Source organism: Nonomuraea sp. NPDC059007 (genome assembly GCF_042740555.1).
Taxonomy (GTDB): Bacteria; Actinomycetota; Actinomycetes; order Streptosporangiales; family Streptosporangiaceae; genus Nonomuraea.
This window is the reverse complement of the sequence record NZ_JBHYJD010000037.1, coordinates 1-13,638: the sequence shown is the minus strand read 5'-3', so window position 1 is coordinate 13,638 and position 13,638 is coordinate 1. Positions and strand designations below refer to the sequence as shown.

At 68.8% G+C, this 13,638-nt stretch carries 13 protein-coding genes; 10 read left to right on the top strand and 3 right to left on the bottom strand.

The annotated features are described in order from the left end of the window. The first annotated feature begins 76 nt into the window (after positions 1–76). The 8 genes from ACFWY5_RS41525 (at position 77) to ACFWY5_RS41490 (ending at position 9,688) form a co-directional block, all read left to right on the top strand. Positions 77–376: a hypothetical protein gene (locus ACFWY5_RS41525; protein ID WP_379638125.1), complete on the top strand. Its 300-nt coding sequence runs from the start codon at positions 77–79 to the stop codon at positions 374–376. A gap of 721 nt (positions 377–1,097) precedes the next feature. Continuing rightward, a complete protein-coding gene (locus ACFWY5_RS41520; RefSeq protein ID WP_379638124.1) occupies positions 1,098–3,275 on the top strand; it encodes a septum formation family protein in 2,178 nt (725 codons plus the stop codon). 114 nt (positions 3,276–3,389) lie between these two features. Beyond that, on the top strand, positions 3,390–4,091 hold the full coding sequence (locus tag ACFWY5_RS41515; RefSeq protein WP_379638123.1) for an FHA domain-containing protein: 702 nt from the start codon (positions 3,390–3,392) through the stop codon (positions 4,089–4,091). Next, on the top strand, positions 4,088–4,777 hold the full coding sequence (locus ACFWY5_RS41510) for a PP2C family protein-serine/threonine phosphatase (RefSeq protein WP_379622622.1): 690 nt from the start codon (positions 4,088–4,090) through the stop codon (positions 4,775–4,777). The genes ACFWY5_RS41515 and ACFWY5_RS41510 overlap by 4 nt, the downstream gene beginning before the upstream one ends. Continuing rightward, complete coding sequence (locus ACFWY5_RS41505; RefSeq protein ID WP_379638122.1) at positions 4,755–5,783, top strand: serine/threonine-protein kinase; 1,029 nt, start codon at positions 4,755–4,757, stop codon at positions 5,781–5,783. Before ACFWY5_RS41510 ends, ACFWY5_RS41505 begins: the two co-directional genes overlap by 23 nt. Then, positions 5,780–6,310 (top strand): hypothetical protein, encoded by a 531-nt coding sequence (locus ACFWY5_RS41500; protein ID WP_379638121.1) that lies wholly within the window; start codon positions 5,780–5,782, stop codon positions 6,308–6,310. The genes ACFWY5_RS41505 and ACFWY5_RS41500 overlap by 4 nt, the downstream gene beginning before the upstream one ends. Beyond that, a complete protein-coding gene (locus ACFWY5_RS41495) occupies positions 6,303–8,765 on the top strand; it encodes an Hsp70 family protein (RefSeq protein ID WP_379638120.1) in 2,463 nt (820 codons plus the stop codon). The genes ACFWY5_RS41500 and ACFWY5_RS41495 overlap by 8 nt, the downstream gene beginning before the upstream one ends. Further along, on the top strand, positions 8,762–9,688 hold the full coding sequence (locus ACFWY5_RS41490) for a hypothetical protein (protein ID WP_379638119.1): 927 nt from the start codon (positions 8,762–8,764) through the stop codon (positions 9,686–9,688). The genes ACFWY5_RS41495 and ACFWY5_RS41490 overlap by 4 nt, the downstream gene beginning before the upstream one ends. A 224-nt stretch (positions 9,689–9,912) precedes the next feature. Here the strand turns inward: ACFWY5_RS41490 and ACFWY5_RS41485 are convergent, their stop codons facing one another. Beyond that, positions 9,913–10,164 (bottom strand): hypothetical protein, encoded by a 252-nt coding sequence (locus ACFWY5_RS41485; protein WP_379638118.1) that lies wholly within the window; start codon positions 10,162–10,164, stop codon positions 9,913–9,915. Positions 10,165–10,636: 472 nt separating this feature from the next. On the opposite strand from ACFWY5_RS41485, the gene ACFWY5_RS41480 reads away from it, so the two are divergent. Continuing rightward, positions 10,637–11,065, top strand: a complete 429-nt coding sequence (locus tag ACFWY5_RS41480) for a hypothetical protein (protein ID WP_379638117.1) — start codon at positions 10,637–10,639, stop codon at positions 11,063–11,065. Further along, on the top strand, positions 11,052–12,035 hold the full coding sequence (locus tag ACFWY5_RS41475) for a pentapeptide repeat-containing protein (RefSeq protein WP_379638116.1): 984 nt from the start codon (positions 11,052–11,054) through the stop codon (positions 12,033–12,035). The genes ACFWY5_RS41480 and ACFWY5_RS41475 overlap by 14 nt, the downstream gene beginning before the upstream one ends. Positions 12,036–12,127: 92 nt before the next feature. Here the strand turns inward: ACFWY5_RS41475 and ACFWY5_RS41470 are convergent, their stop codons facing one another. Together ACFWY5_RS41470 and ACFWY5_RS41465 are read right to left on the bottom strand one after the other, a co-directional pair. After that, positions 12,128–13,123, bottom strand: coding sequence for a recombinase family protein (locus ACFWY5_RS41470; protein WP_379638115.1), 996 nt, complete (start codon positions 13,121–13,123; stop codon positions 12,128–12,130). Between the two features lie 143 nt (positions 13,124–13,266). Next, the gene (locus tag ACFWY5_RS41465; protein WP_379638185.1) at positions 13,267–13,563 is read right to left on the bottom strand and encodes a tetratricopeptide repeat protein; all 297 of its coding nucleotides are present in this window, start codon (positions 13,561–13,563) and stop codon (positions 13,267–13,269) included. Between the last annotated feature and the right edge of the window lie 75 nt (positions 13,564–13,638).

Genomic DNA, 13,638 nt, shown 5'->3' with positions numbered 1-13,638 from the left:
GGTCCACGACGACGCCCCTTCACCGAACAGTCCCTATGGCCGCCACCGCCCAGGAGGTCGCCGAGCGGGCCACTTCGTGGTGGCCATCTACTCCCGGCCGGTCGCCCAGCGCACGGCCGGGATCTCCTGGGAGGAGATCGGCGCGCAACTGGACATCACGAAGCAGCCCGCGGACGCCAAGTTCGCCGAGACCGTCGAGGAGTGGGAGACGGGCGTCCAACGGCCCGAGGTGGTGGAGGAGTGGTACGGCATCACCGGCGACCTGGAGGCCCACCTGGTCAACCGGATGCCCGACGGCTGGCTCTTCTACACCCGCGGCGCCGGCACCTTCTCAGGGGCCACCAACGCCAAGGTCTGGCAGGCACTCGAGCCATGATCCACAACGCGTCGCTTCGGAATGATCAAGAACGTCGAGGGCTGGCTACCACGCTTCGCCGCAGATCAGAGGCCTGATTCGCATACGAACAGGCGCCCCACGCGATGTGGGGCGCCTGGTAAGACGTTAAGGCCGCTGTGGCGGTCGCCTCCTCGGCGAGAGGCACAACACGGCTCCAGCCGAACGGTATTCCGTGAAGGCGGTAATTTGCGGCCCGGGGGACACTAACCACAGCGGCATTCTTGAGTTAAGCACACGGCCCGGCGATGGAGGTAATCGTGCCCCCCGCAATGCTCGATCATGACCTACGCGCCGCGACCTACGATCGAGTCAGCAAGGACAACGGCCCGCAACCAGCACCAAGCCAACCAGGCGCCTACACCGACAACCATCGCTCGGCTTCTCGGGTTTGCCACCAGACCCAGGCAGGATTGGGAACGTCTGCTCGAAGTCTCTCGATCGCCCCGCGAGGACTCCCACAGCACGAGCACGTCGGATAGACCCTCCGCCCGTCTTCACCGCCACGGACCGGAATGTGTCAACATCAGCTCCTTCCTCAGCGGCCGCTTGCCCGCCCAGCATCTTTGGTGGCGCGACATGACGACCATGGGAACGAGTTGGAAGCAGGTCGTCAGGCGAACTCCTTGACGTTCGCCTGACGGGGCCATGACGATCTGCAGTAAGCGACCATCTGGATTCCATGCGCACACCATGGGGCGCCGTGTCAGTCCCGGCCAAGATCTGGTCAGGGGATCTCGATGGCGATGGGGAGGAAATGATAGGGGCAGGCAATACGATCAGCGCTGCAATGGCCGAGGCGGCCGGATCCGCGTTGTACACACGCAACGCGTTCCGGGTCACCGGGTTGTCGACGTACGCCGACCGGCGGACCATCAGGCGGCGCAGACAGCAGGTGCTGTCCGCGCTCGAGGTCGGTGCCGACTTCGACCTCGGGCATGATCTGCCCGTCGGTAACGACGAGGTGCGCGCCGCGTTCGACCGCCTCCAGATGGATCCACGCCTGCGGTTGGTGGACGAGCTGTTCTGGCTTTGGGAAACCCCGGACGCCTCGTGCTCCTGCCCGGCGAGCTTGCATCGAGATCACGACCTGGCCGTCCTGTCTCACAGCGCCGCTCTCGACAGGGAACTCGCGCCTGGCCATCCAGTGGGCCAGGACCTGACCGATCTGAAGTATCTCTGGTCGGAGGCCGGCCGTCAGTGGGCCACGGTCCTGCGCCGAGCGGTCTTCTGGGATCACCTCCGGCATCGGATCGAGGCGCTGGACGACCGGCAGCTCGCAGAGTCCGACATTGACGCGCTTCGAGGTGAGCTGCCGACGGCGCTGGTCAAGCCGCTGATCGAGCTCACGGCAAGGCAGGGGCCCGGCCAGTGGCGGCTGGCGAACGTGGCCCGTAGCTGGCCGATGGTGCCGGGCCGGGTGATCGACGACCTGCTGGAGGAGATCGCCGCCCCGATCTACGAAGAGATACGGGCGGCGCTGCAGGCCGCGTTACAGGCACTGGAGGCCGGTGATCCCATGCGGGCGGCCGAGATCGTGGACGAGCGGGCCGTACCGTGCGTGCCTCGGCTGGAAAAGCTGGTGCCGCATGAGCGGCACAGGGCCACGGCCAACGTCCGCGATGAGATCGCCATCGTGCTCAACAACTGTGCCGCGGCCTTGCTGGACAGGTACGGGCCCGCCGCGGTTGACCTGTCGGTCCGGGGACTGCTCGACAAGGCTGCGGGGCTGACCTCCGATCCTCACACCGTGGAGCGGATCAAGCAGAACCGCGACGCCATGGACGAGGCCATCAAGGCCTTCGAACAAATTGAGCGACAGGCCCGATCGTGGGTGATCGCCGGTCGGCCTCGCGTGGCCGTAAAGATCCTTCGCGAGGTACGGCGCGTCATGCCGGACCAGCCCTGGCGGGATGAGCTGCTGGACCAGATGGCAGCCAGGCTCGGCGTCAGCCTGCCCAGGCCGACCTCGCTGAAGCGGTTCTCACTGAGACGGTTCCTCACGTGGCTCGTCCGCTGGGACAGGCGCGTGCCATGGCTTCTCGGATTCTCGTTGGTCCTGGCCGCCATCCTGTGGAACTCGTGGTTCGGCGCCTCTTCGGACGCCGTACTCCTGTTCTCCGAGGCCAAGGCGGAGAACGCCGCCATCGGCACGTGCGTGGAGGCCAAGGACGGCTGGGGGACAGGGCAGAAGGAGTTCCAGAAAGTCGGCTGCGACCAGTCGCATTGGGGCGAGGTGCTTGGCTATGTCCCACTCGGCAAGGTGCCCTCGCCCTACCCCGGCGAGGACCGGATCCGCTCGGCGGCCGCCTTCGAGTGCGCGAGGCTGCAGGCGCGCCAGAACCTGTCCTTCGACACCTACACCACCAGCTACCTGGTGCCGGACAAGGAGCTTTGGAACGACGGGGGCGGCCGGTTCGAGAACTACACGCCGTGCGTGCTGACCAGGCGCGGTGACGGACCGGCGACCGGCAAGCACGTCGTCGATCCCCCGCCCAAGCCGGAAAGCGCGGCAGTGGTGACCATGGATCTTCACCCGTCCCGGAGAACGGAGGCTCCCCCCGTGGGGAGTTGTGTGGTGGACCAGAAGGCCTGGAAGGCAGATCCGCACAAGGTTCCGATCGGGCGCTGCGACCTCCCACATTGGGCTGAGATCATCGGATACCCGATACTTTTCAGCCATTCCCAGGCCTGGCCGGGCGACGACAAGGTTTGGCGGACGGCCAAGGCCAAATGTGACGAGCTGGGCACGCGAAAGAAACATCGGATGAACGTCAACTGGCCCGGCGAGGACTGGTGGCAGGACAAGACCCTCGACCTCTACGCCGTGTGCCTGGCGAGCCGGGAGGACGACAAGAAGTTCACGGGCGGTCTGCAATGACGCGACCATCTGGTTTCCCCAGGCCCGTGGTGAACAGACAAGGCAGATTCGCAGCAGGAGGTTGTCGTAGTGGTTCAGGCGGTGGCGTTGCGCGTCCGTTCACCGGAGGGGGTGGTGAGGACGGTCGAACTTGGGAGCGGGCCGATCACGATCGGCCGTGCCTCTCCCGAGCATGCCCCCGATGTGGAACTGGGCCCCGATCCCCAGCGCTGGGTAGGTCGTCTGCATTGCACGCTGGATTTCGCCAACGGCATGTGGTCGGTGACCGACAACGCCAGCGTGAACGGCACGCTGATGCGGCACGGTGAGGTGACCGAGCGGCTGCAGGGGCGCAAGCGCATCCAGCACGGCGACACGCTGATGATTCTCGGAGACATGAGCCCGCAGGGTGAGCCGCAGTACTGGGAGATGACCTTCCTCGACCCCCACACCACACGGCCCGCGCCGATCGGTCCGCCGACCGACGTGCGGCATACCGGGCCGAGCCTGCGCTACGACTGGGTGTCGGCCAGGGCCTATCGCGTCGAGCACAGCGGGGAGACCCTCATCACCGGCCTGCGCCCGCAGAGCCACCAGTTGCTGCGCTACATGGCCGGGCGCGGCACCAATGGCGCCGCGGTCGCGTGCGAGCACGAGTCGCTGATCACCGCTTTGTGGGGGCCGCGCGAGGAATGGGCGCCACATCACTCCTACACCAGGGCCGACCTAGCCGGCGTGGTGCGCGCCGTACGCAGATGCATCGAGGCCGACCCTTCCAGCCCGCGCATCCTCGAGACCGTCACAGGCATCGGCTACCGGCTGAACGTCAGCAGATGATCAGATACGCGATGCGCACCCAGGCGGGCACCCGGCACGGGGAGAACCAGGACGTCGCCGCGGTCGATCAGGCGAGCGGCACGTTCATCGTGGCCGACGGCATCGGTGGCATGGCCGACGCCGCGGCCACGGCGCGCACCGTCGTCGAGCGATTACCACGCCGGGTGCACGACCAGGTCACCGCGATCCGGGCGCCCGGGGTCACGCGCGTGGTGACCGAGGTGGCCGCCACACTCAACGAGGGGGTACGGCGAGCCGCCCGCTGCGGACCCGGCACCACGGGCGCCACCGCCGCCCTGCTCGTCGTCAGGAGCGGCGCGGCGCTGGCCGTACACCTTGGTGACAGCAGGATCTACCTGGCTCGCGACGGCCACGTCGACCGCCTCACGGAAGACCACATCCACGAGGGCAGGCTCACCAGATTCCTGGGGATGCCCGGCCAGGTCGTGCCGGGGGTCTCGGTCCACGAGCTCAAGGCGGGCGACCGCCTGCTGCTCTGCACGGACGGCCTCACCGGCAGCGTGGACGACGAGGCGCTGCGCACGATCCTCTGCGAGGCCGACGGGCTCGAAGGCATGTGTGAGCACCTGATCCGTTCCGCCGTGGCGAGCGGATCGACCGACGACGTCTCGGTGATCGCCGTGGAGTACGGAGGGAGGGGCGATGGCACTGCTCAACAGCGGTGATCGGGTCAATGACACCCTGGTGATCGACCGGCTGCTCGGTGAGGGCGCCTTCGCCGAGGTGCACCGGGTCAGGCACGCCTACCTCGGGCTGCAGGCGATGAAACTGTTCAAGAAGGTCGCCTCGCTGCAGGAGACGCACCGGATGCTGGACGAGGCCCGGCTGCTTTCCACACTCGGGCACGCCAACATCGTCCGGTTGTTCGACGCGAACACGGTCCAGACTCCGGAGGGCCTGCGCGGGTTCTTCACGATGGAGTACCTCCCGGGCGGCAGCCTGGAGAACCTCACCCAGGCCTACCCGCACGGCGTGCCGACGGACATCGCGGTCGAGGTGGTCGAGCAGATCGCGAGAGGGCTCGCGGTCGCGCACGAGCAGGATCCGCCCATCCTGCACCGCGACATCAGCCTGGCCAACATCCTGGTCGGCTATGACGGCAGCGTCATGCGGGTGCGAGTGAGCGACTTCGGCCTGGCCAAGCGGGCGGACCCGGTCACGCGCACGGCCAGCGCGAAGGGCACCCTGGCGTTCATGGCCCCTGAGGTGCTGACCAACCAGGGCTACTCGACGGCGAGCGACATGTGGTCGGTGGGTACGATCGCCTACTACCTGCTCACCAGCCATCTTCCTTACGGCGAGAGCGGGCGGTACTCCTCCTACTCCTTCGCCAGGTTCAAGCGGCCGCTGCTGCCGCCCGGCAGGTACAACGACGACGTCGACCCCTGGCTGGATGATCTGGTGATGTCGACGCTCCAGCTCGACCCCCACGAACGCCCGGTCAACGCCCGTGTCCTGGCCGACGCCCTTCGCCGGCGAGGCGAATCCCGGGCGAAGCCGCAGCCGGACCGGGCGCGCAATCTCGCCGATGAGGCCCTCCGGCTCTACCGGACCCCCGGTGAGCTCGAACGGGCCGCCAATCTCATGGAGGAAGCCATCGACCTGTGGCCGCCCCTGGGCGAACAGCATCGGTCCAGACTCCGGCTGTGGCGCAAGGGGGTGATGATGTGAGCTCCGCCAAGCGGCTGCTGTCCCGGATCCGCGCCGAGCTCGGGCAACGCGGGCATCACCGCGCCTTCCGCATCCCGGCCCCGGCCTGGGAGGACGAGCTGGGACGGCTACTCGCGGCCGCCACCACGAACGCGTCGCCGCCGGATGAGAAGGCTCCGGATGAGAAGGCGCTGGCCGCGGCGGCGACGAACTTGTGGCGGGCCGAACGCCGGCTCGCCAGGCGGGATGAGAAGCCGACGACGGCCACACACCAGGCAGGCCGCTATGTCAGGGCGACGCGCAGCCTGCTGGCCGAGGCCGGGCTGGTGGTGCAGGACCACGACGGCGAGCCGTTCCACTCGGGCCTCGCGCTGGAGGTCATGCTCTTCCAGGACGACCCGTCCCTGACCGCGGAGACGATCCTGGAGACCGTCCGGCCGTCGATCTACCTGATGGACAGGCACATCCAGATGGGACAGGTGATCGTCGGCTGCCCTCTCCCGCCGAGCATTGACCGCGACGACGACGTGAGGAACCCCCATGCGTGACACCATCGACTTCGGCATCGATCTCGGCACCACCAACAGCGCGATCGCGGTGGCCGAGAACGACACCGTCGCTGTGATCAAAAACAACGACGGATGGGACATCACCCCGTCCGCGCTCTGGATTCCCAAGGCGGATCAGATCAAGGTCGGGCGGCCCGCTCGAGACCGCGCCTGGAAGGATCCGGACAACTCCGCTGTGGAGTTCAAACTCGAGATGGGACTCGCCGACGCGCGCAAGCGGTTCGCCAAGTCCGGGCTGGAGCTCACGCCCCAGCAGATGTCCGCCGAGGTGCTCAAGTCGCTTCGCGCGGACGCGGCCCACTACTGCGGCACGCCGCCTGACGCCGCCGTGATCACGGTTCCCGCCGCGTTCACGCTGAACCAGAACAAGGCCACCACCGACGCGGCCAGGCTCGCCGGGCTGACCGCCGCCTGCCCGCTGGTGCAGGAGCCGACGGCGGCGGCGTTCGCGTACGGGTTCCACGACTCCGACGACCAGGCGTACTGGATGGTGTTCGACTTCGGCGGCGGCACGTTCGACGCCGCGGTGGTCAGCAAGCACGACGGCGAGCTGCGGGTGCTCACCCACGCCGGGGACTCCTACCTTGGCGGAAAGCTGATCGACTGGGCCCTGGTCGAGCGGGTCTTGGCGCCCGCGGCGGCTCGCGAACTCGGCTTCCGTGACTTCCAGCGGGACAATCCGCGGTGGGAGTGGAACTTCGCCATGCTGAAGGGCGCGGCCGAGGAAGCCAAGATCCAGCTCTCCCGCCTGGATCGCGTCGAGCTCGACATCGACCTGGTCGACGAGAGCGGCGCCACGCGGACCGTCGAGCAGGTCCTGACCCGCGGCGAACTCGATGCGATCGCCGAGCCGTTCTACGTACGAGCGATCAACCTGTGCCGGTCCGCGCTGAAAGACGCCGCGCTGGGTCCGGCCGACATCGACAGGCTGCTTCTGGTCGGCGGCATCACCCTGGCGCCAGGCCTGCGCGAACGGCTCGCAGACCCGCGGCACGGCCTCGGCATCGAGCTCGACATCCGCCTCGACCCGACCACCGTCGTCGCACGCGGCGCGGCCATCTTCGCCAGCACACTACGGCGCCCGCACACCGTCGCCGCCGACGCCGAGGGGTACGTGGTGGAACTGGCCTACGAGCCAAGCGTGACCACGACCACGCCCACCATCGCCGGGCGGGTGCGGGGACCTGCCGAGGACTGGTCGGGCTATGCCGTCACACTGAGCAACCCAGAAGGGCGGCCTCCCTTCGACAGCGGGCGCATCCTGCTGAACTCCGCCGGGGCCTTCGCCGCGGAGGTCGCCATCGATCAGGGCCGCACGTCGCGGTTCACGGTCGAGCTGCTCGACGGCACGGGCGCTCCTCACCCTGTCGTCCCCGGCACGCTGTCGATCACGCATCGCGATCTGGAGTTCGGAGGTGTGCGGCTGGCGCATTCGCTCGGGATCCGGCTGGCCGACGGCACCTACTCGCCCATGGTGCGCAAGGGCGCCACGTTGCCCGCTACCGTCCGCGAGGTGTACCAGACCTCCATCACCCTGCGGCGGACCGACCCGGACGCCGCCGTCAACATCCCGGTCCTGCAGGGCGAGCGCACCCGTGGAGAGCGCAATCGCAAGGTGGGGATGCTGGAGATCCGCCCCAGGGACCTCACGATCGACCTGCCGGCCGGCAGCGAGGTCGAGGTCACCTTCGAGGTCGACGCCTCCAGCCTGGTCACCGTGGTCGCCGACGTTCCGCTGGTGCAGACCCAGTTCGAGGCAATGATCAATCTGGCGGACGTCAAGACCCCGAGCGTTGAGCAACTGGGTGAGATGCTGTCCGACGTGGAGCAGCGCCTCAGCTCGCTCCAAAGATCGGTGGCGTTCGACGGATCGGGCCCAGCCGCACGCCGCCTGGCCGAGATGGATAAGGAAGATCTTCTCGTGACCGCCCGCGAGCAGGTGGCGGCGGCCAAGGTGGACGCCGGAGCCGCGGCCACGGCCGAGGAACGCCTGCGGAACATGCACGCAGATCTCGACGAGATCGAGGCCGCGGCGCAGATTCCCGCGTTGACGCAAGAACTCGAAGGGCTGCTCGATGAGGCAGCGGAGCTGATCCGCAGGCTGGGGGACCCCTCCGACCAGCAGGAGCTGTCCGAACTGCGCGCGCGGGTACGCGACGCCATCCAGGCGCAGGACGCGGCGGCGATGCGCGGCCTGATCGACCGGGCCTACGCGCTGACGATCGCGGTGGAGAGGCGTTCAGCGGACTGGCCGGTCAAGATGTTCGCGGCCCTGCAGGAAGTGGTGCAGGCCGACGTACTCGTCCGCGAGGGCAAGCGGGCCATCGCCGACGGCAACATGCCGGCGCTCGAGGCGGTCAACCAGCGCATGCTCAGGCTCCTGCCGACCGACGACCGCGAAAAGATCGAGTCCGGCGGGTTGAACAGGCGATGAGCGACACCTTGCGCGTGCACTTGACCGTGAACCTGGCGCGCTCCGCCGCGCGTGCGCGGGATCTAGAGCTGGCCGTCCAGCTTCTGGACGAGCTGGACGGCGCCGACAGGGACGCGGCTGACGTGCTCGACCTGCGGGCCAGGCTGCACGCCCAGCGCGGTGAGTTGCAGGAGGCGGACAAGTGCTGGGCCCGGGTGCAGGAGTCGGCGCCTGACCACGCGGCCGCGGCGTCGGGACGCCGTACGATCAAGCGGATCAGCGACGGCGGCCGCCTGTCCCGGCCGCTGACCCGCCCTGGCCTGCTCGCCGCGGCCGCCGCGCTGGTGGCGGTGGCCGGCTGGGCCGTCGCCGTACTGCCCGCCGATTCCGAACCCCGGCCGGCGCTCACGCGAAGCGGCCACGAGCGGACGGAGAGTCTGACCGCCGAACGCGATGCTCTGATACAGCGGCTGTCGTCGCTCACGGCGGAGCGAGCGGCCGCCGCGGACCACGAGCGGGCCGCTGACGCACGCCGTGACCGGCAGGTCGCGGCGCTCGCCAAGAGCCTGGCCATGCCGGGGGTGATCGTCCAACGTCGTTCGGGCAGTGTCCGGGTGCTGTTCGAGTCCCGGCTCTTCCCGCGCAGCACGGAGATCGACCGCAACGGCATGGCCCTGTTGCGCGAGCTGGGCCGTAAGATCGCGGCCCTGGACGTGAGGACGACCGTCGTGGGCCACGCGGTCACCGTCCCCGGCGGAAGGACCAAGGGCGGCTCAGTGGTCGCGCTGGGCCGCGCTCTGGTGGCCGCACGTTACCTGGCCGAGGGCGGAAACCTCGCCCTCACCTCCTTCACGTTGCGCAGCGCCGACCAATCAGCCACCCCCAGACGCCGCACCGTGACCTTGCTCGTCACACCGAAGGGCTCGCGTGGTGATGGGACGTAAGCTGCCTACGACGCCATCGCCCGCGGCGAGCTGCCCGCGCTGTGCGTCGGCCGCAAGATCCTCATCCCCACCACGACGGTCGGGGCAGCGGGGGCGGTGATCAGTGTTCCTCAACGACACGAACCGGTCCGAAACCGGTCTCCACGTCATGGGTCGGCACGGGGGCCGGGAAGACCTTGACCTCCACGACAACGATCTTCCCGATGACGAGGCGGTGCCTTGCCTCAGCGGCGGTTCGCGGCGGCCTTTGGCGAGGCGACCCTCCCCTCCACGACGGTGATGGTGGTGGCGAGCAGTACCAGGACCGCGGCGGGAACCCCGAGCAAGGTGACCTGCATCCATTCCTGGGCCAGACCTCCGAGTCCGCCACCGATCGCTACACCGAAGTAGATCGCGGAGGAGTTGAGGCCAAGGAGCATGGGTGCTGAGGCGGGTGCGAAGGTCACCAGCCGATGTTGCTGCACCACCGAGACCATTCCGTCGGTGGTGCCCCAGATTGTGACTTGGATTTCTTGATGGCGTGATTCTTTGAACGCTTTCTGTCGTGATTTTCGATCTTGCTTCGGGCGGGGCGGAGGTTGACGGTGCCGCGGTGGTGCAGGCCCCGGTCTCGGCGCACACCTTGTGGCACGGGCGACCGTCGTCGTCGACCAGGAAGGCGGGGTTCGCGCAGATGCGGCAAGACCGGCGCTGCCCGCCGCCCCAGTGGCTGATGCCGTCATCGCCTGACCAGTCGAGCCCGTTGCCGGTACTCCTGGCCTTGCTAACGCTGGTGCGGGTCCGCCGTCAAGCCATCTCGCGGGGAAGCGTGCCCGCGAAGCGGGCTCCTTGGATGCTCTTCCGCTTTTCGCCTTCTGGTCCTGTGCTGGCACCCTGGCGGAAAGGTGACTTTCTACGCCTATCTCCACGAGGCGGGAAATCCGCTGCGCTGGGGTCTACGGTCGGTGCATGAGCGGCTGGATTTGGGCGCTGTGGGGCCTGGGCGGCGGCCTGGCCGTCGAGGTGCTCGACTTCGTCAAGGCGGTACGCCGGGTGAAGGGCTGGCCCTGGGCTTCCCCGGACGAGCCCGGTGCCGGCCCCTACCTGCTCTCGGTGCTCGGCCGCGCGGCCGCCGCCGCGGTGGTGGCGGGCGCCGCGGGCGCGTCGGTCACCGGCATGACCCCGTTGATCGCCCTGGCGCTGGGCGCGGCCGCGCCGCTCATCCTGGAGAAGCTCAGCCAGCAAGTTCCCATGCAGGCCGACGTCGCCGGCGCCCTGCCAGCCGGACCACCTGCGGCCAGCCTCCAGCCGGGCGGCAGTCCCGGCACCACTGCCGATCCCGCCCAGGAACCCTCCCCTGGGGCCGAGCAGGGAGGGGAGCACGATGCTGCGCGCTGACTCGCTGGCCGGCCGGATCGTGACGGCCTTCGCCCGCACCTCCCCCGCCTTCCGCCCGGCCGACGACGGCATACCCGGCGGCACCTGGTGGCGGGCCTGGCGCCGCACCACGCCGGCCTTCGCCCGCTCGTCGCCCGCCGACACCATGACCATCGTCTTTCCCGCGCCGCGCGGCCGCGGTTCAGGAGATGTCGACCCCGGCGAAGCCAGGCCGCCCGCTACCACTCGTGGCGACCTCCAGATAGGCCCGTTCCAGAACTTGCGCGGCCTGAACCTACGCGGCGTGAACCTACGCGGCGTGAACCTACGCGGCGTGAACCTACGCGGCGTGAACCTACGCGGCGAGGACCTGACCGAGGCGGACCTGATCGGCGCGGACCTGACCGAAGCGGACCTGACCGAAGCGGACCTGACCAGCGCGACCCTGACCGAAGCGGACCTGACCAGCGCGACTCTGCACGGCGCGGACCTGACCCGCGCGATCCTGACCGAAGCGACCCTGACCAGCGCGACCCTGACCAGCGCGACCCTGGACCGCGCGAACCTGCGCAGTGCGGACCTGAACGGCGCGATCCTGACCGAAGCGACCCTGACCAGCGCGACCCTGACCAGCGCGACCCTGGACCGCGCGAACCTGCGCAGTGCGGACCTGAACGGCGCGATCCTGACTCGCGCGACCCTGCGCAGTGCGACCCTGACCGGTGCGGACCTGCGCAGTGCAAACCTGAACGGCGCGAACCTGTTCAGTGCGCACCTGAACGGCACGGACTTGAGCGGCGCCCATCTGTTCGGCGCGATCCTGGCCGATGCCTATCTTGCGGGCACGGTGTGGGATGAGGAGACCGTCTGGCCCGACGCCGGGTGGGCGGAGCGCATGCGCCGGTCGTCGGAGCGGTTGCCGGACGGCCGGTGGCGGGTGCGCGCGGCGGGCGAGGCGGGCGCCTCGGGCAACGCCCTGGTGCCGGTGTGAGGCGGATTTTCCGGGCTGCGGGTTGGTTGCGGGAAGCGGGGGTGCGTTTTTCACAAGTTTCCTGGTGAGAAGTGTCGTCTCGCTCGTAGAGGTCAGCTGGGGGTGGCGGCTTGGAGGGTGGCGTATTCGGTGTGGGCTTGGGTGATGGCGTCGGGGTGGCGTTGGGTCTTGTCGTGTTCGGCGAGGGCGCGGTAGAGGCTGGCTAGGGAGGGGTTGTGGCCTTTGCGTTTGCCGGTGGGGATGATCAGGTCTTTGCGGATGGCCTCGACGGATTCGCCGGCGGCGCGGCGGCGGAGGATGGTGTGGATCATGTCGTTGGTGATGACGGCGGGGCGGCCGCCGTGGCGGCCTTTGCGGGCGGCGGCGTCCAGTCCTTCGAGGGTGGCTTCGCGGATGGCTTCGCGTTCGGTTTCGGCCATGGCGGCGAAGAAGGCGAACAGCATGCGGCCGGGTCCGGCGGGGTCGTAGATGCCGGCGAGGGGTCCGGCGAGCATTTCCAGGACCAGGCCGTGGGCGGTGAGGTGGTCGGCCAGGGCGGTGAGCTCGCTGGCGTCGCGGCCGAGGCGTTTCATCTCGTACACGGTGAGGATGACGCGGCAGTGCGGGGCGTGGGCCTTGATCTGCCGGGCCGTCTCCAGCGCGGTTTCGAACTGGGGGCGGACTTTGACGCGGGTGGAGATCTTCTCGCTGTAGATCTTGTCGCGGTCGATGCCGTGCGCGGCCAGGGCGTCGAGCTGGGATTGCAGTTCCTGGGTGAGGGAGGAGCAGCGGGCGTAGCCGATGCGGATGTCGGCGCTGGTCCGGTCGGGGTCGAGGGGCGCAGGGGGCGGGGTGCCGGGCCGCCAGGGCCGGCCGGGGCCGCGGTCGGCGGGGGTGCTCACGCGCAGGTGCTTGGCCAGTCGGGCGACTTGGGTGAAGCGGCCGGTGTGGTAGGTGCCGGCGATCGCGCCGGAGCGGGAGCGGCAGGGCGAGCCGGCCGAGACGCCGCAGCGTGGGCAGGGGTGACGTTCGACTTCGTCGGCGTCGCGACCGGTGGTGTCTTCGGATGCCGCGGGCGGAGTACTTTGCGGCTGCTGAGCGTCGACCATGCCCAGATCTTCTCACAAACATTTCTCACAACCAGTCGACCCATCCGCTTACATGAGAACGAGTTGTGAGAGGAAATCCGGTGTCCGGAGCGTCTCGCGGCGCACCTTGTTGATCTTCTCTCAGAATCCCTCGTTTATGCGAGCTACTCCTGTTGCCGCCAGTACTCAAGCTGAGCCTGGATGGCCAGGGGGTCGGGGTGGTCGGGACCAAATGTCCGTAGGAGGTCGGCCAGCACCTCCTTATGGGTGGCGGCGGCTCCGGCCGCATCCCCCGCCTTCCCTCGCCAGTCCGCCAGGTTGTGTCGGGTGGTCAGGGTGTGGGGGTGGTCGGGGCCGAGCACCCGCAGCACGTCGGCGAGCAACTCCTCGAAGGCGGCGGCGGCTCCGGCCGCATCCCCCGCCTTACCTCGATAGCCAGCCAGGTTGCTGCGGGTGGTCAGGGTGTGGGGGTGGTCGGGGCCGAGGATGCGCAGCCGATAGGCTAGCAGCTCGAGGTACGCGCAGACTCGTCAACA